Annotated in this window: 19 protein-coding genes; 17 read left to right on the forward strand and 2 right to left on the reverse strand. The window is 67.1% G+C overall.

Features of this window, described 5'->3' with window-relative positions:
- Positions 1-329: 329 nt before the first annotated feature.
- The 5 genes from PARN5_RS0120520 (at position 330) to PARN5_RS0120545 (ending at position 5445) form a co-directional block, all read left to right on the forward strand.
- Positions 330-1217: a glutamine amidotransferase family protein gene (locus PARN5_RS0120520; protein ID WP_018001650.1), complete on the forward strand. Its 888-nt coding sequence runs from the start codon at positions 330-332 to the stop codon at positions 1215-1217.
- Position 1218: 1 nt separating this feature from the next.
- Complete coding sequence (locus tag PARN5_RS0120525) at positions 1219-1902, forward strand: GXGXG domain-containing protein (protein WP_018001651.1); 684 nt, start codon at positions 1219-1221, stop codon at positions 1900-1902.
- Positions 1903-1913: 11 nt separating this feature from the next.
- Entirely contained in the window at positions 1914-3239 is a 1326-nt protein-coding gene (locus PARN5_RS0120530; RefSeq protein ID WP_018001652.1) for an FMN-binding glutamate synthase family protein, read from the forward strand.
- 67 nt (positions 3240-3306) lie between these two features.
- Complete coding sequence (gene glnT, locus PARN5_RS0120540; protein ID WP_018001653.1) at positions 3307-4611, forward strand: type III glutamate--ammonia ligase; 1305 nt, start codon at positions 3307-3309, stop codon at positions 4609-4611.
- A gap of 186 nt (positions 4612-4797) precedes the next feature.
- Positions 4798-5445, forward strand: a complete 648-nt coding sequence (locus PARN5_RS0120545; protein WP_018001654.1) for an FCD domain-containing protein — start codon at positions 4798-4800, stop codon at positions 5443-5445.
- Here PARN5_RS0120545 and PARN5_RS0120550 read toward each other — a convergent pair.
- Complete coding sequence (locus tag PARN5_RS0120550; protein WP_018001655.1) at positions 5429-6727, reverse strand: ABC transporter substrate-binding protein; 1299 nt, start codon at positions 6725-6727, stop codon at positions 5429-5431. The genes PARN5_RS0120545 and PARN5_RS0120550 overlap by 17 nt on opposite strands.
- A 164-nt stretch (positions 6728-6891) precedes the next feature.
- Here PARN5_RS0120550 and PARN5_RS0120555 point away from each other — a divergent pair, with 164 nt between their 5' ends.
- The 7 genes from PARN5_RS0120555 (at position 6892) to PARN5_RS0120585 (ending at position 16592) form a co-directional block, all read left to right on the forward strand.
- A complete protein-coding gene (locus PARN5_RS0120555) occupies positions 6892-8235 on the forward strand; it encodes an NAD(P)/FAD-dependent oxidoreductase (RefSeq protein ID WP_018001656.1) in 1344 nt (447 codons plus the stop codon).
- A 66-nt stretch (positions 8236-8301) separates the two neighbouring features.
- A complete protein-coding gene (locus tag PARN5_RS0120560) occupies positions 8302-10665 on the forward strand; it encodes an aminomethyltransferase family protein (protein WP_018001657.1) in 2364 nt (787 codons plus the stop codon).
- Between the two features lie 269 nt (positions 10666-10934).
- The gene (locus tag PARN5_RS0120565) at positions 10935-12746 is read left to right on the forward strand and encodes an APC family permease (RefSeq protein WP_018001658.1); all 1812 of its coding nucleotides are present in this window, start codon (positions 10935-10937) and stop codon (positions 12744-12746) included.
- 62 nt (positions 12747-12808) lie between these two features.
- The gene (locus PARN5_RS0120570; protein ID WP_018001659.1) at positions 12809-13948 is read left to right on the forward strand and encodes an aminomethyltransferase family protein; all 1140 of its coding nucleotides are present in this window, start codon (positions 12809-12811) and stop codon (positions 13946-13948) included.
- 65 nt (positions 13949-14013) lie between these two features.
- Entirely contained in the window at positions 14014-14610 is a 597-nt protein-coding gene (locus tag PARN5_RS0120575; protein ID WP_018001660.1) for a dimethylamine monooxygenase subunit DmmA family protein, read from the forward strand.
- Complete coding sequence (locus tag PARN5_RS0120580) at positions 14610-15539, forward strand: PDR/VanB family oxidoreductase (RefSeq protein ID WP_018001661.1); 930 nt, start codon at positions 14610-14612, stop codon at positions 15537-15539. The genes PARN5_RS0120575 and PARN5_RS0120580 overlap by 1 nt, the downstream gene beginning before the upstream one ends.
- Before the next feature lie 9 nt (positions 15540-15548).
- Positions 15549-16592: a DUF3445 domain-containing protein gene (locus PARN5_RS0120585; protein WP_018001662.1), complete on the forward strand. Its 1044-nt coding sequence runs from the start codon at positions 15549-15551 to the stop codon at positions 16590-16592.
- Here PARN5_RS0120585 and PARN5_RS0120590 read toward each other — a convergent pair.
- The gene (locus tag PARN5_RS0120590; RefSeq protein WP_018001663.1) at positions 16589-17548 is read right to left on the reverse strand and encodes a GlxA family transcriptional regulator; all 960 of its coding nucleotides are present in this window, start codon (positions 17546-17548) and stop codon (positions 16589-16591) included. The genes PARN5_RS0120585 and PARN5_RS0120590 overlap by 4 nt on opposite strands.
- 128 nt (positions 17549-17676) lie before the next feature.
- On the opposite strand from PARN5_RS0120590, the gene PARN5_RS0120595 reads away from it, so the two are divergent.
- Genes PARN5_RS0120595 through folD form a run of 5 tightly spaced genes read left to right on the forward strand, consistent with a single transcriptional unit; the run spans position 17677 to position 23578 of the window.
- Positions 17677-18927 (forward strand): sarcosine oxidase subunit beta family protein, encoded by a 1251-nt coding sequence (locus PARN5_RS0120595; RefSeq protein ID WP_018001664.1) that lies wholly within the window; start codon positions 17677-17679, stop codon positions 18925-18927.
- A gap of 11 nt (positions 18928-18938) precedes the next feature.
- Complete coding sequence (locus tag PARN5_RS0120600) at positions 18939-19232, forward strand: sarcosine oxidase subunit delta (protein ID WP_018001665.1); 294 nt, start codon at positions 18939-18941, stop codon at positions 19230-19232.
- On the forward strand, positions 19229-22159 hold the full coding sequence (locus PARN5_RS0120605) for a sarcosine oxidase subunit alpha family protein (protein WP_018001666.1): 2931 nt from the start codon (positions 19229-19231) through the stop codon (positions 22157-22159). The genes PARN5_RS0120600 and PARN5_RS0120605 overlap by 4 nt, the downstream gene beginning before the upstream one ends.
- Positions 22152-22700 carry a hypothetical protein gene (locus PARN5_RS0120610; protein WP_018001667.1) on the forward strand — a complete coding sequence of 183 codons (549 nt, stop codon included), beginning with the start codon at positions 22152-22154 and terminating at the stop codon, positions 22698-22700. Before PARN5_RS0120605 ends, PARN5_RS0120610 begins: the two co-directional genes overlap by 8 nt.
- Positions 22697-23578 (forward strand): bifunctional methylenetetrahydrofolate dehydrogenase/methenyltetrahydrofolate cyclohydrolase FolD, encoded by an 882-nt coding sequence (gene folD, locus PARN5_RS0120615; protein WP_026155617.1) that lies wholly within the window; start codon positions 22697-22699, stop codon positions 23576-23578. Before PARN5_RS0120610 ends, folD begins: the two co-directional genes overlap by 4 nt.
- The last annotated feature ends 20 nt before the right edge of the window (positions 23579-23598 follow it).

Raw genomic sequence — 23598 nt, forward strand, 5'->3', positions numbered from 1 at the left:
CGGAACCAGAAAACCGCGCGCCAAGGCAGATGCCTGCGCCGGCTGCGACAGAATGCGGCATATGCACATGAATCGCTGCTGCGATGCAGCGACTCAGTGCTTCGCTTCGGAACGGCGGAAAATCGCGAGGCTCGCCGGCGGACCCTGGCAGGGCCTGTCGCTGCTCGCGGCAGGGTGCCCGGGAAAAACGCTGGATTCTGCTGATTTTTTCGGCTGCAATTCCCCGGAGGAAAGCATTTCTCTCCGAGGGAAAGTTTCTCTTGAAGAAAAACGAATTCCGGTGAATAAATTTTCTCAGAGCCTTCCCTGAACATGATGGAGAAGAAAAAATGTGCGGCATTGTTGGCCTGTTCCTCAAGAACGACGCCTTGCACCCCAAGCTGGGCGACCTGTTGACCGATATGCTGATCACCATGACCGACCGCGGCCCGGACAGCGCCGGGATCGCGATCTATGGCGATGACAGCAACAAGCTGAAGATCACCGTGCAGTCGGACACGCCCGACCAGACCTTCCACGGGCTGGACACCGCGCTGTCGCTGGCGCTGGACGGGCCGGTGACGATGCGCGTCGTCGACACCCATGCCGTGCTGACCCTGCCCGAGGGCACCGAGGCCCAGGCCCGCGCCTTCATGGCCGAGAAGGGCATCCGCGTCATGGGCGCCGGCCATTCGATGGAGATCTACAAGGAAGTCGGCCTGCCCAAGGACGTGGCCGAGCGTTTCCACCTGCGCGACATGGCCGGCAGCCACGGCATCGGCCACACCCGCATGGCGACCGAAAGCGCCGTGACCACGCTGGGGGCGCATCCGTTCTCGACCGGCGACGACCAGTGCCTGGTGCATAACGGCTCGCTTTCGAACCACAACCAGATGCGCCGGGTGCTGACCGAAAAGGGCTTCAAGCCGCAGACCCAGAACGACACCGAGGTCGCCGCCTGCTATATCTCGTCGCGGCTGGCCGAGGGCGCCAACCTGGGCGAGGCGCTGGAAGGCACGCTGGACGACCTGGACGGGTTCTTCACCTTCGTCGTCGGCACCAAGAACGGCTTCGGCGTCGTGCGCGACCCGATCGCCTGCAAGCCCGCCGTCATGGCCGAAACCGACGATTACGTCGCCTTTGGCAGCGAATATCGCGCATTGGCCAACCTGCCGGGCATCGAAAACGCCCGCGTCTGGGAGCCCGAGCCTGCCACCGTCTATTTCTGGGAACGCTGACATGCAGACTATCGACCTTGCCAAAACGCCGCTGCGCGAACTGAACCAGGCCCTGCAAGCGCAGGCCGAACAGACCAACCAGACCGAATGGGTGATCGAGAACCCCAAGGGTGGCCATGCCATCGCCGTGGGCCTGGATGCGCCGATCGAGGTCACCGTGAAGGGCTCGACCGGCTATTACTGCGCCGGCATGAACCAGCAGGCGACGATCAAGGTCACCGGCTCGGCCGGGCCGGGCGTGGCCGAGAACATGATGTCCGGCACCGTCATCATCGACGGCGACGCCAGCCAATATGCCGGCGCCACCGGCCAGGGCGGGCTGCTGGTCATCAAGGGCAATGCCTCGTCGCGCTGCGGCATCTCGATGAAGGGCATCGACATCGTGGTGCATGGCAACATCGGCCATATGTCGGCCTTCATGGCGCAGTCCGGCAACCTGGTGGTGCTGGGCGATGCCGGCGACGCGCTTGGCGACTCGCTCTACGAGGCGCGGCTGTTCGTGCGCGGCAAGGTCAAGTCGCTGGGCTCGGACTGCATCGAGAAGGAAATGCGTCCCGAGCATATCGAGCTTCTGAAGGATCTGCTGGAACGGGCCGGCGCCGACGCCAAGCCCGAAGAGTTCAAGCGCTACGGTTCGGCCCGCAAGCTCTACAACTTCCACGTCGATCACGCTGGCGCCTATTGATGAGGGACATCATGGACAAGACCCCGCAAACCCTTCCCCGCAATAGCTGGACCTACAGCCCCGAGATCAACGCGGAGATCCGTCGCGCCGCCGATACCGGCATCTACGACATCCGCGGCGGCGGGGCGAAACGGCGGGTGCCGCATTTCGACGACCTGCTGTTCCTGGGCGCCTCGATCTCGCGCTATCCGCTGGAAGGCTATCGCGAGAAATGCGACACCTCGGTCACGCTGGGCACGCGCTTTGCCAAGAAGCCGATCGAGCTGAAGATCCCGGTGACCATCGCCGGCATGTCCTTCGGCGCGCTGTCGGGCCCGGCGAAAGAGGCGCTGGGGCGCGGGGCCACCATGGCCGGCACCTCGACCACCACCGGCGACGGCGGCATGACCAACGAGGAACGCGGCCATTCCGAAAAGCTGGTCTATCAGTATCTTCCCAGCCGCTACGGCATGAACCCGAACGACCTGCGCCGCGCCGATGCCATCGAGATCGTGGTCGGCCAGGGTGCGAAGCCGGGCGGCGGCGGCATGCTGCTGGGCCAGAAGATCACCGAGCGCGTCGCCAAGATGCGCAACCTGCCCATCGGCATCGACCAGCGCTCGGCCTGCCGCCATCCCGACTGGACCGGCCCGGACGACCTGGAGATCAAGATCCTGGAGATCCGCGAGATCACCAACTGGGAAAAGCCGATCTACATCAAGATCGGCGGCGCCCGGCCCTATTACGACACCGCGCTGGCGGTGAAGGCGGGCGCGGATGTGGTGGTCCTGGACGGCATGCAGGGCGGCACCGCCGCGACGCAGGACGTGTTCATCGAGAACGTCGGCCAGCCGACGCTGGCCTGCATCCGCCCGGCGGTGAAGGCGCTGCAGGATTTGGGCATGCACCGCAAGGTGCAGCTGGTGGTCTCGGGCGGCATCCGTTCGGGCGCGGACATGGCGAAGGCGCTGGCGCTTGGCGCCGATGCGGTCGCCATCGGCACCGCGGCGCTGATCGCGCTTGGCGAGAACGACCCGAAATGGGCCGCCGAATACGACACGCTGGGAACCACCGCCGACGCCTATGACGACTGGCACGAGGGCAAGGACCCGGCCGGCATCACCACCCAGGACGCCGAGCTGATGAAGCGCCTGGACCCGGTCGAAGCCGCGCGCAAGCTGCGCAACTTCCTTGCGGTGATGACGCTGGAATGCCAGACCATTGCCCGCGCCTGCGGCAAGAGCCATGTCCACAACCTCGAGCCCGAGGATCTGTGCTCGCTGACGCTGGAGGCGGCCGCGATGGCGGGCGTTCCGCTGGCTGGCACCAGCTGGATCCCTGGTCAGGGCGGCTTCTGATCAAGACCAGAAGGGCGGGCCACGCGAGCCCGCCCCGGCTTATCCGTATTCAACAGGGACCAAATCAATGACCGATCTTGCCGAATTCGCCCGGGAAAAAGGCGTCAAGTATTTCATGGTGTCCTACACCGACCTGGGTGGGGCGCAGCGGGCCAAGCTGGTGCCGGCCTATACGATCAACAACGTCGTCAAGGGCGGCGCCGGTTTCGCGGGCTTTGCGGGTGGCTTTGTCCTGACCCCCGCGCATCCCGACATGCTGGGCGTCCCCGATCCGACGACCGTCATCCAGCTGCCCTGGAAGCCCGAGGTGGCCTGGGTCGCCGCAAATCCGGCGATGTATGACGCCGACCTGCCGCAGGCGCCGCGCAACGTGCTGCGCAACGTCATCGCCGATGCCGAGAAGGAGGGCCTGCGGATCAAGACCGGGGTCGAGCCCGAGTTCTTCTTTCTCTCGCCCTGCGGCGGACAGATCGCCGATACCCGCGACGTGGGCTCCAAGCCCTGCTACGACCAGCAGGCGATCATGCGGCGCTATGACGTGATCTCGGAAGTCAGTGACTACATGATCGACCTGGGCTGGGAGCCCTATCAGAGCGACCACGAGGACGCCAACGGCCAGTTCGAGATGAACTGGAAATACGACGACGCGCTGGCGACCGCCGACAAGCTGGCCTTTTTCAAGTTCATGCTGAAATCGGTCGCCGAAAAGCACGGGCTGCGCGTGACCTTCATGCCCAAGCCGTTCCTGGAGCTGACCGGCTCGGGCATGCACGCGCATATCTCGGGCTGGAGCCTCGATGGCGAGACCAATGCCTTCTACGACGGCAACGACGAGCTGGGGCTGTCCGAGGTCGGCCACCATTTCCTGGGCGGCATCATGAAGCACGCCTCGTCCCTGGCGGCGATCACCAACCCGACGATCAACAGCTACAAGCGCATCAACGCGCCGCGCACCTCGTCTGGCGCGACCTGGGCGCCGAACTCGGTGACCTGGTCGGGCGACAACCGGACCCATCTCGTCCGCGTTCCCGGCAAGGGCCGGATCGAATTGCGCCTGCCGGACGGGGCCTCGAACCCCTACCTGCTGCAAGCCGTCATCATGGCCGCCGGGATCGACGGCGTCCGCAACAAATGCGATCCCGGTAAGCGCCTGGACATCGACATGTATGCCGACGGCCACACCGTCAAGGATGCGCCCAAGCTGCCGCTGAACCTGCTGGACGCCATTCGCACCTTCGACGCGAACACCGAACTGAAGGCGGCGCTTGGCGAAGACTTCGCGCAGGCCTTCATCGAGATGAAGACCAAGGAATGGAATTCCTACTGCGGCCATCTGACACAGTGGGAACGTGACAACACGCTTGACATCTGAACCAATTCGGCCCCGGTGCCGCGCCGGGGCCGAAATTGGATCAATTGGTTCCTTTTGGACTGGCAGACCCCGGAGCAACGCGCTACAAATGGCGTATTGAAACCGGAGTCTGCCATTTTGTCGTCTCTCCCGCAGCCGCCGCACGTCGCCCCGCCCGGCAAGCCCGCGTCCGGGCCCGCCGTGCAGATGGTGGTCGACGCCCTGAGCAATCGGCTGGCCTCGGGCGACTACCCGCGCGGCAGCCGCCTGCCGGCCGAGCGCCAGTTGGCCGCCAGCCTGCAGGTGGCGCGCAATACGCTGCGCGAGGCCTTGGACATCCTGGAACAGAAGGGCCTGATCCAGCGCCGCGCCGGCGCCGGCTCCTATGTCGTGGAACCCGAGCATTGGGACAATGCCGTGCCGGTCGCCGCCGCCACCGGCCCCCTGCACCTGCATGTCACCCGCGGCATCCTGGAGCCCGAGATCGTGCGGCTGGCGATCCTGAACATGCCCGCCGCCGGGATCGAGGCGCTGGCCCAGCTGGTTGACGAGATGCGTGCGACCAACGACCCGGCGCAGTTCACCCGCGCCGAGGAGGATTTCCAGCAGAAGCTGGCCGAGGGCACCGGCAACCCGCTGCTGGTCAGCTGCTATAACCTGGTGGTCAAGGCGCGCCGCCAGCGCCACCGCGCCGCCATGCTGCGCCGGCTGATGACGGCCGAGCGCCTGGCCTTCCAGCGCTGCGTCCATGCCGCGCTGCTCAATGCCATCGCCTCGCGCGATATCGCCGCCGCGACGGAACTGGTCCAGGAAATGCTGGTCGAGGAACAGCGCCTGCTCATGCAGGAGGACTGATCCCCGCCCCCGGCAACCATTTGCCGCCCATGCCGGCACGCTGCTGCCAGAGCAGGCCCAGGGCCTCCATCTCGTGCAGAAGCCGCGCCTCGTGCCGGTCGAGCCAGCCCAGGACCGAGCGGAAGCTGGCGATGCGCGCCACGCCATCGGTCACCCGCACCACCGGCCAGTTGCCGATCAGGGCGTTGTCGATGCCGAACAGCGCCTCGCCATACCAGCGCGCCGGGCCGAAGACCTGCATCATCTGGCCGCCGCGCTTCATCGAATCGAGCACGCTCAGCGGCTCGGTGGTGCCGGCGATCTCGACCGCCTGGTGCCACAGATCCAGCGCGGCGGCATATTCCCAGCTGACCGCCGACCAATGCCCCGGGAAACGCTGCTGATAGGCGGCGTGAAAGGCCGCCGGCTGGCGAAAGAAGAACGCCGTGCCCGCCAGCGCCGGATCGTCGAAATCCGGGAAGTGGAAGGTGAAATCCTGCATGAACTCGACCGAGGTCCGCGCCACCAGCCGGTGGTAGTTGTCGCCGGTGGCCGACAGGATCGGGCCGCGGAAACCGGCGTGAAAGGCGGCCTCGGTCAGGGCATGGACCATATGCGGCTCGGACGAGCACCAGCACAGCACCTCCGGGTCCTGCGCCAGCATGGCCGTGACCATCGCCTCGGCATCGCATTCCTGCGGCGGATAGCGCAGCTCGGAGACCACGGTCATGTTTTCCGCAGCGAAAGCAGCGCGATAGCTGGCAAGCGAGGGCAGGCCAAGCATGTCCTCCTGGCTGCATAGCGCGACGCGGCGCAGCTCGGGCCGGGCCTCGGCCAGCCATTCGACGCCGGTGACGACAAAGATCGGATGCACCTCGGCCGGGGCGATCAGGCTGGGGGTGTCGGGCGACAGGTCAAAGGGCAGCAGCGTCGTGGTCAGCACCCGCCGCGTCATCAGCCAAGGCAGCGCCGGGGCCAGCGAATCACCCCCCAGCGTCAGCATGACCCGCACCCCCAGCCGCTCGACCAGCTCCATGGCGGCCATGCGGGTTTCGTCGGGACCGATGGCGGCGTCGCGGGCCAGGATCTCGACCCGGCGGCGCTGCGCGCCCAGGATCAGCCCGCCCTGTTCGTTCACCCAGTCCGCCCAGATCTGGCAGCCCTCCAGCCCCGGCTTGCCCCAGGGCGCGGACGGCCCGCTGAGCGGCGCAAGCAGGCCGATTCGGACCGGACCGGCGCTGCGGCGCAGATTTCGCGGCAGGCTGCCGGCAAGGGCCAGCCGCTGTGCCAGTGAGCTTTGCATGTTCGTTCCCGATTTGCGCGAATCCTCGCCACGTTACACGGAATTTCGCGCTGAAACTCTTCCTCGCAATAAAAATTCTTGACCAACGGGGAACCAGAGCCTCTAATTGGTCCAATCCAAATATATCGGAACCATAAATTGGTCCGAACCACAGGGAGCATGACATGACGAAGCGAGTCGCCGTTATCGGCGCTGGCCCTTCCGGGCTTGCCCAGCTACGCGCCTTTCAATCCGCCGCCCGCAAGGGCGCCGAGATCCCCGAGATCGTCTGTTTCGAGAAGCAGTCGAACTGGGGCGGGCTGTGGAACTATACTTGGCGCACCGGCACCGACGAACATGGCGAGCCGGTGCATGGCTCGATGTATCGCTATCTCTGGACCAACGGTCCGAAAGAGGGGCTGGAGTTCGCCGACTATTCCTTCGAGGAGCATTTCGGCAAGCAGATCGCATCCTATCCGCCGCGCGCGGTGATGTTCGACTATATCGAGGGCCGGGTGAAGAAGGCCGGCGTGCGCGACTGGATCCGCTTCAACACCGTCGTGCGCTGGATCGAATATGACGACGAAGCGCAGGATTTCACCGTCACCGTCCACGACATGGAGCGCGACCACGTCTATCGCGAGCGCTTCGACCACGTCATCGTCGCCTCGGGGCATTTCTCGTCGCCGAACGTGCCGGAATACCCGGGCTTCGACCAGTTCTATGGCCGCATCACCCATGCCCATGACTTCCGCGACGCGCGCGAATTCAGCGGCCAGGACGTGCTGGTCGTCGGCTCCAGCTATTCGGCCGAGGACATCGGCTCGCAATGCTGGAAATATGGCGCGAAATCGGTGACCTCCTGCTATCGCTCGGCGCCGATGGGCTTCAAATGGCCCGACAACTGGGAAGAAAAGCCGGCGCTGGTCCGGGTCGAGGGCAAGACCGCCTTCTTCACCGACGGCACCAGCAAGGCGGTCGATGCGATCATCCTGTGCACCGGCTACCGGCATTATTTCCCGTTCCTGCCGGACGACCTGCGGCTGAAGACGGCGAACCGGCTGGCGACGGCGGATCTCTACAAGGGCGTGGTCTATGTCCACAACCCGCGCATGTTCTATGTCGGCATGCAGGACCAGTGGTTCACCTTCAATATGTTCGACGCCCAGGCCTGGTATGTGCGCGACATCATCCTGGGCCGGATCGCGGTTCCCGCCGACAAGCAGGCGATGCTGGCCGACGTGGCCGAGCGCGAGGAGCGCGAGGAAGCCAGCCCCGACGTGAAATATGCGATCAAATACCAGGGCGATTACGTCAAGGAGCTGATCGCCGAGACCGACTATCCCAGCTTCGACGTCGATGGCGCCTGCGCGGCCTTCTACGAATGGAAGCATCACAAGGCCGAGGACATCATGGCCTTCCGCAACCACTGCTATCGCTCGGTCATCACCGGCACCATGGCGCCGGTGCACCACACGCCCTGGAAGGACGCGCTGGACGACAGCATGGCCGCCTATCTGCGCAACTGATCCCCCCGACTGGGGGTGGTGGCAGCATCCGCCACCCCCGTCTTTTTCCCGGCAATGGAGGCTCGGATGAGCGCCATCACCTATCCCGGCCTGCTTCGCCCCGGACCGCCCCGGCCCAGCGGGCTGCGCGTCGCATCCCCCGTCAGCCGCGCCCCGGCGCAGGAACGCCACACCGTCGCGGGCGGCGGCGCGCTGCTGCTGCCGCTGGCGCAGGGCGACCGCGTCACCGTCATCAACGCCGAAGGCGGCCAGCGCGCCGAGCTGGTCGCGGTGGACATGCAGGGCCGCCCCGGCCTGCTGGGCCCGGCCTCGGATGAGCCGCACGGGCTGCGCCGGGCGCTGAGCTCGGGCGAGGACAGCCTGACCCGGCTTGCCCGCAGCATCGCGGCACGCGGCATCGACCTGTCGAAAAACCACGCGATCGTGCTGTTCGGGGCGGAAAGCCCCGCCGGCGACCGCGCCGAATTCACCGCCGAAGGCGCCGGCTGGCTGATCGCATGCGCGCCCGGCGACCCGATGGACCCGGAGAGCGGCGACACCGCCAGCCCGCTGACCCTGCTGGTCGACCGCGCAAGCCCGCGCGCCAAGCAGGGGTTCGAACTGCCCGACCCGCTGGCCGATCCGATCCTGGACATCCGGGTGAAATCCGCCACGGCCGAGGCCTATCTGGTCCGGGCCGGCGAATATATCCAGATCCAGGACGTGGACGGCCGGCAATGCACGGATTTCCAGTGTTTCGACGCCCGCAAGCTGGATCGCGGCATCCAGAACCCGCTGGACGTCACCACGACCCGCACCATCCTGGGCCACAGCTATGCCATGCCCGGCCTGCATGCGAAATATTTCGACCAGGACAATACCCCGCTGGTCGAGGTGGTGCAGGATACCTGCGGCCGGCACGACGCCTTTGCCATGGCCTGCTCGTCGAAATATTATGACGACATCGGCTATCCCGGCCACGCCAATTGCTCGGACAATTTCAACGGCGCGCTGGCGGAATACGGCGTCGATCCGCGCAAGGGCTGGATGGCGGCGAATTTCTTCTTCAACACCTGGATCGACGCGCATGGCGTGCTGATGACCGACGAGCCCTGGTCCCGGCCGGGCGACTACGTGCTGCTGCGGGCGCTGACCGACATCGTCTGCGTGTCCTCGGCCTGCCCGGACGACACCAGCCCCGCCAACGGCTGGCACCTGTCGGACATCCATGTCCGCAGCTATGCCGCCAGCGAACGCTTCCAGCGCGCCGTCGCCTGGCGGCCCATGCCAGAGTCAGAGCCGATCATGACCCGACAGACCGCCTTCCACGACAATTTCGCCGCGCTGACCCGCGACTTCATCGAATACAAGGGTTTCTGGCTGCCGAACACCTTCCCGAATTCCTCGCCCGAAGAGGAATACCGCAGCTGCCGCAGCGGCGTCGCCATGATGGACCTGTCGGCGCTGCGCAAGTTCGAGGTGACCGGCCCGGACAGCGAGGCCCTGATGCAATGGGTGCTGACCCGCGACGTCAAGAAGCTGGGCGTGGGCCAGGTGGTCTATTCCGCGATGTGCTATCCGCATGGCGGCATGGTCGATGACGGCACGCTGTTCCGCATGGGCCCGGACCGTTTCCGCTGGATCGGCGGCACCGATTACGGCGGCGAATGGATGCGCGAGCAGGCTCAGGCCTTGGGGCTGAACGTGATGATCCGCTCCTCGACCGACCAGCTGCACAACCTGGCCGTCCAGGGGCCGAAAAGCCGCGACGTGATGAACGCGGCGATCTGGACCGCGCCGCACCAGACCGCGATCCCGGAACTGGGCTGGTTCCGCTGGACCGTGGGCCGGATCGGCGGCCCGAACGGCGCCCCGGTCGTGGTTTCGCGCACCGGCTACACCGGCGAGCTGGGCTATGAGATCTTCTGCCACCCGAAGGACGGGGCCGAGGTCTTTGCAGCCGTGGCCGAGGCCGGCGCGCCCCATGGCATCAAGCCCATGGGCCTGGCCGCGCTGGACCTCTTGCGCATCGAGGCCGGGCTGATCTTCGCGGATTACGAATTCACCGACCAGACCGACCCGTTCGAGGCCGGCATCGGCTTCACCGTGCCCTTGAAGACCAAGCCCGACGACTTCATCGGCCGCGAGGCGCTGATCCGGCGCAAGGAGAACCCGCGCTGGAAGCTGGTGGGGATCGAGATCGACAGCCGCATCCCGGCGCATCACGGCGACTGCCTGCATATCGGCCGGGCGCAGATCGGAGAGATCACCTCGGCCATGTGGTCGCCGCTTCTGGACAAGCAGATCGCGCTCGCCCGCGTGGACGTGACCCATGCGGCCGAGGGCACCGAAATCGAGGTCGGCAAGCTCGACGGGCAGCAGAAGCGCCTGCCCGCGCGCATCACCGCCTTCCCGCATTACGACCCGAAGAAAGAACGACCGCGGTCCTGAAACCGCGGCGCTGACGACAGAGAGGTTCGACATGATTGCAGCCCGGCGTCCCAAGACGCTGGCCGGCCTCGTGCAGCCCCAGGGCTGCCGGGTGCCGGACAGAACCCCCGCCGCATCGCGGAGGGGTGCGCCTGTCGCTGCCTGTGACGGACAAAGCAAGGGAATGCCGCCGGGGCATGAGGGGTGCCCCGGCGCCGCAACATACCGAGCCAGCCTGAAAGCGACCGCGACAGGGTCCGGGGCGGCTTGTCCAACAGGGAAACGCGCTTATGGTTGAACAATCGACGACCGGCCCGATGGTCGGCGCGACGGGGGGCGACGGCTCGGCCGCGCAGGGAACGCTGCACCGCGCCTTGGATTGGCGAGGAGCCTTCTGGGTGGCGGCCGGGGTGCCGCCCCTGGTCCTGTTTTCCATCGGCGGCATCGCCGGCGTGGCGGGCAAGGCCGCCTTCGTCGTCTGGATGCTGTCCATGTGCATGGGCTTTCTGCAAAGCTTCACCTATGCCGAGATGGCCGGCATGTTCGGCAACAAGTCCGGCGGCGCCTCGGTCTATGGCGCGACGGCCTGGCTGCGCTATTCGAAGCTGATCGCGCCCTTGTCGGTCTGGTGCAACTGGTTCGCCTGGTCGCCGGTGCTGTCCCTGGGCTGCGCCATCGCGGCGGGCTATATCCTGAACGCGCTGTTCCCGATCCCGCTGGCCAATGCGCCGCAGGTGATGGACTGGGTCGCGGCCAATATCGGCAGCTACACGGCGCAGACGCAGTCGGTCATCGACTATATCGCCGCCCATCCCGGCACCGCGGTCGATGCCGCCATCCAGGCGGTGGCCCAGGCCGATGGCGTCGCGGCGCTGACCCCGGCCTTCCGCACCTGGGAGGCGCTGACGCTGACCATTCCGGGCCTCGGCACGCTGCATTTCAACGCGACCTTCGTGATCGGCCTGATCCTGATGCTGATGATCTTCGCGATCCAACACCGCGGGATTTCCTCGACCGCCAAGGCGCAGCGGGTGATGGCGATCGTCGTCCTGGTGCCGCTGCTGCTGGTCGGGCTGGTGCCGATCCTGAACGGCTCGATCAACACGATGAACGTCACCGGCATCGTGCCGCCGACCACCGCCTATGCCGCGACGGACGGGATGTGGAACATCGGCGGCTGGACGCTGTTCCTGGGCGCCATGTATATCGCCGCCTGGTCCACCTATGGTTTCGAGACCGCGGTCTGCTATACGGCCGAGTTCAAGAACCCCGAGACCGACACCTTCAAGGCCATCTTCTATTCGGGCCTTCTGTGCATCGTCTTCTTCTTCCTGATCCCCTTCGCCTTCCAGGGCGTGCTGGGGCATGAGGGGATGCTGGCGCCCGGCATCGTCGACGGCACCGGCGTCGGCGCGGCGCTGGCGGGCCTGGTCAACGGCGGCGCGGTCGTCACGCAGATCCTGGTCATCCTGATGATCCTGGCACTGTTCCTGGCCATCATGACCGCCATGGCCGGATCGTCGCGGACGCTCTACCAGGGCTCGCGCGACGGCTGGCTGCCGCGCTATCTCAGCCATGTCAACGAGCATGGCGCGCCGACCAACGCCATGTGGACGGACCTGGGCTTCAACCTGTTCCTGCTGGCGCTGGCCTCGGATGCGACGGGCTATTTCTACGTGCTCGCCATCTCGAACGTCGGCTACCTGACCTTCAACTTCATGAACCTGAACGCCGGCTGGATCCACCGCATCGACAGCCCGCACCTGAAGCGGCCGTGGCGGGCGCCGACCTTCCTGATCGGGGTGAACACGCTCCTGGCCTTCGTGAACGCCATGTTCCTGGGCGCCGGCGCCAAGGTCTGGGGCTATTCCGGGGCGCTGTGGTCGGGGCTGATCTTCGCCAGCTTCATCCTGCCGGTGTTCTGGTTCCGCCACTATTACCAGGACAAGGGCCATTTCCCGCGCGAGGCGATGGAGGATCTGGGTCTGTCCGATCACGGCGACCTCGGGCCGCGCCGCGCCGGCATCCTGCCCTATCTGGCCCTGATCGCGGGCGCCTGCGTGGTGCTGTTCAGCAACTGGTTCTTCCAGCTGCCGACCTGACCGAAATCGGCGGGGCCGGCAGCCCGGTCCCGCCCCAACGAAGACTATGGGAGAATGACGAGATGACGAATTCCTGGCGCTTTTCGACGCTGGCCGACCGCCACCGCGCCCTTGGCTCCGAGCTCGAGGACTGGAGCGGCATGGGCACCGCCTGGTCCTATACCTCGGGCGACCCGGATGCCGAATACATGGCGATCCGCACCAAGGCCGGGCTGATGGACGTGTCGGGCCTGAAGAAGGTCCATATCACCGGCGCCGCCGCCAGCCATGTCATCGAGCGCGCGACCACGCGCAACCTGGAAAAGCTGATGCCCGGCCGCTCGGTCTATGCCTGCATGCTGAACGACGCCGGCAAGTTCATCGACGACTGCGTGATCTATCGCACCGGCCCGAACGCCTTCATGGTGGTGCATGGCGCCGGCCAGGGCTTCGAGCAGCTGACCATGGCCGCCTATGGCCGCGACGTGGCGGTGATCTTCGACGACAACCTGCACGACCTGTCGCTGCAGGGCCCGCTGGCGGTGGACTACCTGGCCAAGCATGTCCCCGGCATCCGCGACCTGCCCTATTTCGCGCATATGCAGACCTCGCTCTTCGGCAAGCCGGTGATGATCTCGCGCACCGGCTACACCGGCGAGCGCGGCTACGAGATCTTCGTGCGCGGCCAGGACGCCGGGCTGGTCTGGGACCGCATCCTGGACGAGGGCAAGGAGATGGGCATCATCCCCTGCCGCTTCACCACGCTCGACATGCTGCGGACCGAAAGCTACCTGCTGTTCTTCCCCTACGACAACAGCGAGATGTATCCCTTCGACAACGAGCCGGGCGGTGATACGCTGTGGGAACTGGGCCTGGACTTCACCGTCTCGCCCGGCAAGACCGGCTTCCGCGGCGCGGACGAGCATTACCGCCTGAAGGGCAAGGAGCGCTTCAAGATCTGGGGCCTGAAGCTGGAAGGCGACAAGGTGCCCGGCAACGGCGCCCCGGTGATGCAGGACGGCAAGCAGGTCGGCGTGGTGACGCAGGCCATGCATTCGCCGCTGAACAACTGGACCGTCGCCATCGCCCGCCTGCCGGTCGAACTGGCGAACGACGGCACCAAGCTGGTCGTGAACTGCGCCACCCATGGCGAGATCGCGGCGACCACCGGCCAGATGCCGTTCTTCGACCCGGAAAAGAAACGCCGCACCGCCAAGGGCTAAGCCACCGGCCGGGGGCGGGACTGCCGCCCCCGCCCCCTCAGCCAAATCTGCCAGGGACCACCGCCATGAGCTCGCCGCCGACCCAAACCTTCACCAGCCGCCCGGTTTACGCGACCCTGGAACCGCGGCCCTGTCGCAGCGCCCTGATGGTCGCCGACGACGCCGGCGCGGCGGCGCTGGTCGCGCTGGCCGAAAAGGCGCCCGACCTGATGGCCAAGGCCACGCTGCTGCATCTTCAGGACGGCTTTTCCATGGCCCCCGCGCTGCGGGCGCTGAACCCGGCAAACCTTGTCACGCTTGGCGCAACCGCCGAACTGCCGGCGGCGCTGGAGCGCGCCCTGGACGGCGCGGCGATGGGCTTGCAGGCCTTTCTCGCCGGCTCCGAGGGGCTGATCGCGCAGGCGCAGGCGCAGCTTCTGGATGCCGGCCTGCCACTGGGCGCGATCCAGTCCGAACATCGCGGCACCGCCGCGCGGCGCATGCAATGCGTGCATTGCAAGACCGTCGCCGAGGGCGTGACGACCGATCCCTATATCTGCCCCGGCTGCGGCCGGGCGCTGTTCGTGCGCGACCATTTCTCGCGCCGGCTGGGCGCCTTCCAGGGCGTCTGCATCGACGCCGAAACCCCCGGCGAGGTGCCTGAACCCGTGGAGATCCGCTGATGCAACCCCTGATCCTGACCGCGCGCGAAACGCTGTCGCCCCGCATCACCCGCTTTCGCTTCGAACGCCCCGACGGGGGCCCGCTGCCGCTGTTTTCCGGCGGCGCCCATGTCATGGTCGAGATGCAGGACGGCGACATCCTGCGCCGCAACGCCTATTCGCTGATCTCGGACCCCGAGGACGGCTCGGGCTACGAAATCGCCGTGCAGCGCGAGGACCAGGGCCGCGGCGGCTCGCTGTTCATGCACCGCGAGGCGCAGCCCGGGATGCTGATGCATATCGGCAATCCGGTGAACCTGTTCGCGCTGAACCTCAAGGCTCGCAAGCACCTGCTGATCGCCGGCGGCGTCGGCATCACGCCCTTCCTCGCGCAGGTGCGCGAGCTGCGGCGGCTGGGCCTGCCCTATGAACTGCATTACGCCGTGCGGGCGCGCGACGAGCTGGCCGCCCTGCCCCTGCTGCCCGAGGACGTGCATGTCCATGTCAGCGCCGAAGGCTCGCGCATGGACCTGGGCGCGATGCTGTCGGCGCAGCCGCTCGGCACGCATCTGTATGTCTGCGCCTCGGACCGGATGATCTCGACGGTGCTGGATTCTGCGCTGGCGCTCGGCTGGCCCCGCGACGCGCTGCATTCCGAGGAATTCCTGGCCCCCGCCCCCGGCGAGCCCTTCGAGGTGCATTGCGCGCGCAGCCACAAGACCCTGACCGTCGGCGCCCATGAAAGCCTGCTGGAGGCGCTGGAAAACGCCGGCATCGACGCGCCCTGGCTGTGCCGGGGCGGCGCCTGCGGGCAATGCGAAACCGATGTGCTGGCATGCGACGGCACCATCGAACACCACGACCACTGGCTGGAACCCGAGGAACGCGCCCGCAAGATCATGCCTTGCGTGTCGCGCTTCCGCGGCCGGCTGCTGACCATCGACCGATAGGAGGCTCCGATGACCATCACCTTCAACAAGGAAAGCTTTCGCGGCGACTACAGCTATCACAACTCGCCCGCCGCGATCCGCCGCTTTCCCTTCCCCTTCGACCGCGACGAATACATGTATTCGGTGAACATGGAGCCGCATCGCGCCGCCGGTCCCGACCACAGCGTGTTCCAGCGCCGCTTCGACGTGGACGAGCATTACGTAGCCGAGATGGCGGACCGCGCCATCACGCTGCAGCGCGACCCGGGCCGCTGCCAGTCGCTGCCGCATATGCGGCTGGCGGGCTGGGATCTGCTGGAGCTGATCATGACCGCCAAGTCCGAGGACTATCCGGACCTGTTCGAGTTGCACCGCGACGGCGACCGCTGGCGCTGGGTGAACAAGCCCTTGGGCATCGACGACAGCTTCACCTTCATGGACGATCTCAGCCTGCCCTACGGGCCGATGGAATACATCACCCGCCAGACCCAGGGCGATTTCGCGCTGCTGGACCAGCGCGAGAACAACCTGTGGATGGATGCGGGCATGGTGACCTCGCAGGCCGACTGGAGCCTGGATTTCGACATCGGCATGAACTTCTTCGAATGGCACGCGCCGGTGCCGCGCGCGGCGGAAATGGGCATCTTCCAGCGGGCGCTGAAGTTCCTGCTGAACGTGCAGCAGGACACGCCGGCCCGGCGGCTGAACTGGACCATGACCGTGAACCCGCGGCTGGACACCAGCCCCGAGACCTATCCCGAATGGGGTCCGGAAAAGCGCACGCTGACCCCGGAAAACGTCGGCCAGAAGCAATATCTGCGCGTCGAGTTGCAGACCTTCTTCCGGCTGCCGCGCTCGAACGCCATCGTGTTCCCGATCCGCTGCTATCTCTGCGCGCTCGAGGACATCGTGAAGGTGCCGAAATGGGGCCGCCGGCTGCATCGGGTGATCCGCGACGTGCCGGACGACCTGGCGACCTACAAGGGCTTCCTGGTCAACAAGCCGCTGATCGTCGAATACCTGTCGCAATTCGACGACGGCGCGCCCACCTCGCCCGGCATCTACCCGGACTAGGGCCGCTTGCGCATCGCCTGCCGGCGCCGTGCCGGCGGCATGCCGAACCGTGCCGCGTAAAGCCGCGAGAAATGCGCGGCGCTGGTGAACCCCGTGACCAGCGCCACGTCCAGCATGCTCAACGCCGTCTGCTGCACCAGCTCGTCGGCCTTGCGCAGCCGCATCTCACGATAGAACTCCATCATCGAGGAACCGAGTTGATCGCTGAACAACCTCTGCAACTGGCGCGGGCTGCATCCGACCTGGGCGGCGATCTGCTCGGGCGTCAGCGGGTCGGACAGGTGGCTGAACATCAGGTCCACCGCCTGCGCCAGCATGGGGTGGCGCAGGTCGAAGCGCTCGGCGACCGGGGATTGCTGCGGCTCGTCGGCATTGCGGGCGCGGGGGTGGATGAACCACTCGGCCACCTGCCGGGCGAAACCCGCGCCGTGGTCGCGGGCGATCAGCGCACACATCATGTCCAGCGCGGCGACCCCGCCGGCGCAGGTGAAGCGGTCGCGGTCGATGACATAAAGCGCGCGCTCGATCAGCAGGTCGGGCTGGTGCTCGGCCAGGGCGTCGATATGCGCCCAGTGCAGGGTGAAGCGCCGCCCCTCCATCAGCCCCAGCCGGGCCAGGATCGCCGCGCCGCCGGAAATCCCGCCCAGCCGGACCTTGCGGTTCTGCAACGCCCGCAACCCCCGCGCCAGCGCCGCATCCTCATAGCGCAGCGGGTTGCCGCCGGCGACGACCAGCGCCAGGTCCAGCGCCGCCGGATCGGGCAGGGTCTCGGTCGCGAAACCGCCGCCCGAGGTGGACGCGGCAAAGCCGCCGGCGACGGAATGATAGCTGGGGCGATAGAGGGCGCGGCCCGCCAGCTGGTTCGCTGCGCGCAGCGGCTCGACCGCGGCGGTCAGCGACATCAGGGAATATTCCGGCGTCAGGATGAAGCCGATTCGCAGCATTTCCTCGGCCATGCCGCCCTCGCGTCACAAAAACTTCGCCCCTGTCCCCTAAAGGCAATTTTTTGTCCGTTCAAGACAAATGACGCCGAAAATCCCGCGTATCTTTCCTGTGAGGAAAGGCGAATCGGAGTGCTGACACCGTGAGATATTCGGGTTTTCGCGTCATCAAGGAGGCCCTGACGGGCCATAAGGGCTGGAAGCCGATCTGGCGCAATCCCGATCCGCAACCGTCCTATGACTATATCATCGTGGGCGGCGGCGGACATGGGCTGGCCACGGCCTATTACCTGGCCAATACCTTCCGGAAGGCCCGCATCGCGGTCTTGGAGAAAAGCTGGCTGGGCTCGGGCAACATCGGGCGCAACACCACCATCATCCGCTCGAACTACATGCTGCCGGGCAACGAGCCGTTCTATGAATTCTCGATGAAGCTCTGGGAGAACCTCGAGCAGGAGTTCAACTTCAACGCCATGGTCAGCCAGCGCGGCATCCTGAACCTGTGCCATACCGACGCGCAGCGCGACGCCTTCCGCCGCCGCGGCAATGCCATGATCTTCGCCGGCGCCGATGCGGAACTGCTGGACCGCGAGGGCGTGCGGGCCATGTATCCCTGGCTGAACTTCGACAATGCCCGCTTCCCGATCAAGGGCGGGCTCTTGCAGCGCCGGGCCGGGACCGCGCGCCATGACGGCGTGGCCTGGGGCTATGCCCGCGGCGCCGACCGGGCCGGCGTGGACCTGATCCAGAACTGCGAAGTCACCGGCTTCCGCATCGAGGGCGGCAAGCTGCGCGGCGTCGAGACCTCGCGCGGCTATATCGCCGCGAACAAGGTCGGCGTCGCGGTGGCGGGCTCGTCGGGCCGGGTCATGGCCCAGGCGGGCATGCGCCTGCCGATCGAAAGCCACGTGCTGCAAGCCTTCGTCTCCGAGGGGTTGAAACCCACCATCGACGGCGTCATCACCTTCGGCGCCGGGCATTTCTACGTCAGCCAGTCCGACAAGGGCGGCCTGGTCTTCGGCGGCGACATCGACGGCTACAACTCCTATGCCCAACGCGGCAATATGGCGGTGATCGAGGATGTGGCCCAGGGCGGCATGGCGCTGATGCCGGCCATCGGCCGGGCGCGGCTCTTGCGGGTCTGGGGCGGCATCATGGATATGTCGATGGACGGCTCGCCCATCATCGACAAGACGCCCGTCGAGGGGCTCTACCTGAACGCCGGCTGGTGCTATGGCGGCTTCAAGGCCACCCCGGCCTCGGGCTATGCCTTCGCGCATCTTCTGGCCACCGACACGCCGCATGACACCGCCAAGGCCTATCGGCTGGATCGGTTCGAGCGCGGCTATCCCATCGACGAAAAAGGCATGGGCGCGACGCCCAATCTGCACTGAAGGGCCATGACATGCTGATCCCCCATCCCCTGCTTGGCCTGCGCGACTCGGAAGAGTTTTCGTATCTTGGCGATGCCACCCTGCTGGAGCGTCCCGACGGCATGGCCGCCGACGCGCCGCAGCGCTTCTATGAATACCAGCACCTGCGCGACAACCCGGCCGGCGTCCACCGCGAGCTGTGGTTCCACGAACAGGGCGACCGCAGCTGGCTGGTCGTCACCCGCAACACCGTCACGCATGAGATCCTGGGCGCCGAGCTTGCCCGCGACGTGAAGCTGGCGATGCTGAAAGGCGGTGCGGCATGACCCGTCTTTCCGGCGGTCTGATCGACCGCAACCGCAGCCTGAAATTCACCTTCGACGGCAAGTCCTACACCGGCCATGCCGGGGACACGCTGGCCTCGGCCCTGCTTGCCAATGACGTGCGGCTGATGGGCCGCGGCTTCAAGTATCACCGCCCGCGCGGCGTCTTCACCGCGGGCTCCGAGGAACCGAACGCGCTGGTCGAACTGCGCAGCGGCGCTCGGCAAGAGCCGAACACCCGCGCCACCGTGGCCGAGCTGTTCGAGGGGTTGGACGCCCGCAGCCAGAACCATGTCGGCTCGCTGGGCTTCGACCTGCTGGCGGTGAACGACCTGATGTCGCCCTTCTTCGCGGCGGGGTTCTATTACAAGACCTTCATGTGGCCCAAGGCGTTCTGGGAAAAGCTCTACGAGCCGATGATCCGCCGCGCGGCGGGGCTTGGCAGCCTGTCGATGCAGGCCGACCCGGACAGCTATGACGCGGGCTTCCTGCATTGCGACCTCCTGGTCATCGGCGGCGGTGCGGCGGGGCTTGCGGCGGCACTGACCGCGGCGCGGACCGGCGCGCGGGTGATCCTGGCCGACGAGGACTTCCGCCTGGGCGGCCGGCTTTTGGCCGAAAGCGCGCCGCTGGACCGGCCGGCGACCGAATGGATCGCCGAGGTCGAGGCCGAATTCGCCAGCCTGCCGAACCTGCGCGTCATGCGCCGCACCACGGTCTGGGGCGCCTTCGACCATGGCATCTACGGCGCGGTCGAGCGCGTCTCGGACCACCTGCCGACGCCCGGCAAGCGCGTGCGCCAGACGCTGTGGCGCATCACCGCCAAGCGCGCGATCCTGGCCGCCGGCGCGACCGAGCGTCACATTCCCTTCGCCAACAACGACCGGCCCGGGGTGATGATGGCGGGCGCGATGCGGGCCTATGCCAACCGCTGGGCGGTCAGCCCGGCCAGGCGGGTGGCGATCTTTACCAACAACGACGACGGCCACCGCACCGCCGCCGACCTGGCCGCCAAGGGGGTCGAGATCGCCGCCGTGGTGGATGCGCGCCCCGATGCGACCGCGCGCGGCAGCTACCGCACCATCGCCGGCGGCATGGTCACCGACAGCAAGGGCCGGCTGGGCCTGACCAAGGTCGAGGTGACGCAGAACGGCCGCGCGGAATGGATCGACTGCGGCGCGCTCGGCGTCTCGGGCGGCTGGAACCCGAACCTGCACATCGCCTCGCACCATCGCGGGCGGCCGGTCTGGAACGAAGCCGCGCAGGCCTTCCTGGCCGAGGACGGCAATGTCGCGGGCCTTTCCATCGCCGGCGCCGCCGCCGGCAAGGGCTCGACCGCGCAGGCGCTGGCCTCGGGCGCGCAGGCGGCGGTCGCCGCGCTGGCCGACATCGGCATCAGCGCGCATCTGCCCGACCTGCCCCGCGCCGAGGACGAGGCGCTGAACCTCAGGCCGCTGTGGCACGTCCCCGGCAAGGGCCGCGCCTGGGTCGATTTCCAGAACGACGTGACCGTCAAGGACGTGAAGCTGGCCTATGTGGAAAACCTGCGCCCGGTCGAGCACCTGAAGCGCTGGACCACGCTTGGCATGGCGACCGACCAGGGCAAGACCTCGAACGTGACCGCGATTGCGGTGATGGCCGAACTGACGGGCCAGTCGATCAACCAGACCGGCACGACAATCTTCCGCCCGCCCTATACGCCGGTTTCCATGTCGGTGCTGGGCGGCGGCGACACCGGCGCGCATTTCCGCCCGCGCCGCCTGACGCCGACGCATGAATGGGCGAAATCGCAGGGCGCGGTCTTCGTCGAGGTCGGGCAATGGATGCGGGCGCAGTATTTCCCCCGCAAGGGCGAAACCACCTGGCGCCAGACCGTGGACCGCGAGGTCCTGGCCACCCGCGCGGGCGTCGGCATCTGCGACGTGACCACGCTGGGCAAGGTCGACGTGCAGGGCGCCGATGCCGGCGAGTTCCTGGACCGGGTCTATGCCAATGCGATGAAATCGCTGAAGGTCGGCATGGTCCGCTATGGCCTGATGCTGCGCGAGGACGGCTTTGCCTGGGACGACGGCACCTGCGCCCGGCTGGCCGAGGATCAGTATGTCGTGACCACGACCACGGCCAACGCCGGCACGATCTACAAGCATATGGAGTTCTGCCGGCAATGCCTGTGGCCCGAGCTCGACGTGCAGCTGATCTCGACCACCGATGCCTGGGCGCAGATGTCGGTCGCCGGCCCCCATGCCCGCAAGCTGCTGGAGCGGGTGGTGGACGGGTTCGACCTGTCGAACGAGGGCTTCCCCTTCATGGCCTGCGCCAACCTGACGGTCTGCGGCGGTCTGCGGGCGCGGCTCTTCCGCATCAGCTTCTCGGGCGAACTGGCCTATGAGATCGCGGTGCCGGCGCGCTATGGCAATGCGCTAATGGCGCGGATGCTGGAGGTCGGCGCCGACTTGGGCGCCACGCCCTATGGCACCGAGACGCTGGGCGTGCTGCGCATCGAAAAGGGCCATGCCGCCGGCAACGAGCTGAACGGCCAGACCACCGCGCAGATGCTCGGCATGGGCAGGATGGTCTCGACCAAGAAGGACTCGATCGGCGCGGTGCTGTCGCGCCGCGAGGGCCTGGTGGCCGACCGGCGCGTGCTGGTCGGGTTCCAGCCCGTCAATGCCGCCGATCCGGTCATGGCCGGGGCGCATCTCTTTGCCGAAGGCGCGGCGCAGGATACTGCGAACGACCAGGGCTGGATCACCTCGGCCTGCTATTCGCCGCATGTCGGCAGCGCCATCGGGCTGGGCTATCTGGTGAATGGCGACAGCCGCCAGGGCGAGGTGGTGGTCGCCGCCAACCCGCTGCAAGGCCAGTCCGTGCGGATGCGCGTGGTCTCGGCCCATTTCGTTGACCCCGAAGGAGGCCGCGTCCGTGACTGACCTGACGCCGATCTGCGCCCTGGGCGCCGCCGTGCCGCAAAGCCGCACCATCGGTGCGGTGACCCTGACCGAAAACGCCGAGCTGGGCCTGGCCTCGCTGGCCCTGCGCCGGGGCGGCGCGGTCCCCGAACTGGGCCTGACGCTGCCCGGCCCCGGCGGCTGGGCCCAGGGCCAGGACGTCGCCGCCTTCTGGACCGGACCCGACCAGTGGATGGTCGAGTTCCCGGGCCAGGCCACCCGGGATGTCGCCGCCCGGCTCGCCGGCCCCGGCGTCTCGGCGACCGAGCAGACCGACGGTTTCGCCGCTTTCGAGATCGCCGCGCCCGAGCCGGTGCTGGTCGCGCTGATGGAAAAGCTGGTGAATGTCGATCCGGCCCGCTTCGGCCCCGGCTCGGCCACCCGTTGCGGCTTTCACCACATGAGCATCTTCGTCATCCGCCGCGCCGCGGACCGGCTGGCGGTGCTGGGCATGCGCTCGGCCGCCGGCACCATCTGGCACGCACTCATCGACGCCGCCGAACAGCAGGAGACCCGGGCATGAGCAGCATCATTGACGGGAAGGCGTTTGCTTTGGGTTTGCGGGGGCGTGTTGCCTCCGGGGTTGCGGGTCTGAAGGCGCGGGGGATCGTGCCGGGTCTTGCGGTGGTGCTGGTGGGCGAGGACCCGGCCTCGGAGGTCTATGTCCGCAACAAGGGCATCCAGACCCGCGAGGCCGGCATGGCCTCCTGGGAGCACAAGCTGCCGGCCGAGACGGCGCAGGAAGAGCTGCTGGCGCTGGTCGAGAAACTGAACCATGACCCGGCGGTGCATGGCATCCTGGTGCAGCTGCCGCTGCCCGCGCATATGGACGCCGAGGCGGTGATCAACGCCATCGAGCCCTCCAAGGACGTCGACGGCTTCCATATCCTGAACGTCGGCCTTCTGGGCACCGGGCAGAAGAGCATGGTGCCCTGCACGCCCCTGGGCTGCCTGCTGATGCTGCGCGACCGGCTGGGCGATCTCTCGGGGCTGAACGCGGTCGTGGTCGGGCGCTCGAACATCGTCGGCAAGCCGATGGCGCAGCTGCTCTTGGGCGACAGCTGCACCGTCACCATCGCGCATAGCCGCACCAGGAACCTGGCCGAGGTCTGCCGCACCGCCGACATCCTGGTCGCCGCCGTCGGCCGGCCGCGGATGATCCCCGGCGACTGGATCAAGCCCGGCGCCACGGTGATCGACGTCGGCATCAACCGCATCGAGGAGGATGGCCGCACCCGGCTGGTCGGCGACGTGGATTTCGACAGCGCGGCCCGGGTCGCCGGCGCCATCACCCCGGTGCCGGGCGGCGTCGGGCCGATGACCATCGCCTGCCTCTTGGCCAATACGCTGACCGCCTGTTGCCGGGCGAACGGGCTGCCCGACCCCGAGCTGGTCGGCTGAGACTGCCGGGGGGCGCGGGG

It is taken from the genome of Paracoccus sp. N5 (assembly GCF_000371965.1).
Taxonomy (GTDB): domain Bacteria; phylum Pseudomonadota; class Alphaproteobacteria; order Rhodobacterales; family Rhodobacteraceae; genus Paracoccus.

Bases quoted from the DNA above. Each gene is read 5' to 3' on its own strand.
- PARN5_RS0120520 (WP_018001650.1), top strand. From the start codon at position 330: ATGTGCGGCATTGTTGGCCTGTTCCTCAAGAACGACGCCTTGCACCCC.
- PARN5_RS0120525 (WP_018001651.1), top strand. From the start codon at position 1,219: ATGCAGACTATCGACCTTGCCAAAACGCCGCTGCGCGAACTGAACCAG.
- PARN5_RS0120530 (WP_018001652.1), top strand. From the start codon at position 1,914: ATGGACAAGACCCCGCAAACCCTTCCCCGCAATAGCTGGACCTACAGC.
- glnT (WP_018001653.1), top strand. From the start codon at position 3,307: ATGACCGATCTTGCCGAATTCGCCCGGGAAAAAGGCGTCAAGTATTTC.
- PARN5_RS0120545 (WP_018001654.1), top strand. From the start codon at position 4,798: ATGGTGGTCGACGCCCTGAGCAATCGGCTGGCCTCGGGCGACTACCCG.
- PARN5_RS0120550 (WP_018001655.1), bottom strand. From the start codon at position 6,727: ATGCAAAGCTCACTGGCACAGCGGCTGGCCCTTGCCGGCAGCCTGCCG.
- PARN5_RS0120555 (WP_018001656.1), top strand. From the start codon at position 6,892: ATGACGAAGCGAGTCGCCGTTATCGGCGCTGGCCCTTCCGGGCTTGCC.
- PARN5_RS0120560 (WP_018001657.1), top strand. From the start codon at position 8,302: ATGAGCGCCATCACCTATCCCGGCCTGCTTCGCCCCGGACCGCCCCGG.
- PARN5_RS0120565 (WP_018001658.1), top strand. From the start codon at position 10,935: ATGGTTGAACAATCGACGACCGGCCCGATGGTCGGCGCGACGGGGGGC.
- PARN5_RS0120570 (WP_018001659.1), top strand. From the start codon at position 12,809: ATGACGAATTCCTGGCGCTTTTCGACGCTGGCCGACCGCCACCGCGCC.
- PARN5_RS0120575 (WP_018001660.1), top strand. From the start codon at position 14,014: ATGAGCTCGCCGCCGACCCAAACCTTCACCAGCCGCCCGGTTTACGCG.
- PARN5_RS0120580 (WP_018001661.1), top strand. From the start codon at position 14,610: ATGCAACCCCTGATCCTGACCGCGCGCGAAACGCTGTCGCCCCGCATC.
- PARN5_RS0120585 (WP_018001662.1), top strand. From the start codon at position 15,549: ATGACCATCACCTTCAACAAGGAAAGCTTTCGCGGCGACTACAGCTAT.
- PARN5_RS0120590 (WP_018001663.1), bottom strand. From the start codon at position 17,548: ATGGCCGAGGAAATGCTGCGAATCGGCTTCATCCTGACGCCGGAATAT.
- PARN5_RS0120600 (WP_018001665.1), top strand. From the start codon at position 18,939: ATGCTGATCCCCCATCCCCTGCTTGGCCTGCGCGACTCGGAAGAGTTT.
- PARN5_RS0120605 (WP_018001666.1), top strand. From the start codon at position 19,229: ATGACCCGTCTTTCCGGCGGTCTGATCGACCGCAACCGCAGCCTGAAA.
- folD (WP_026155617.1), top strand. From the start codon at position 22,697: ATGAGCAGCATCATTGACGGGAAGGCGTTTGCTTTGGGTTTGCGGGGG.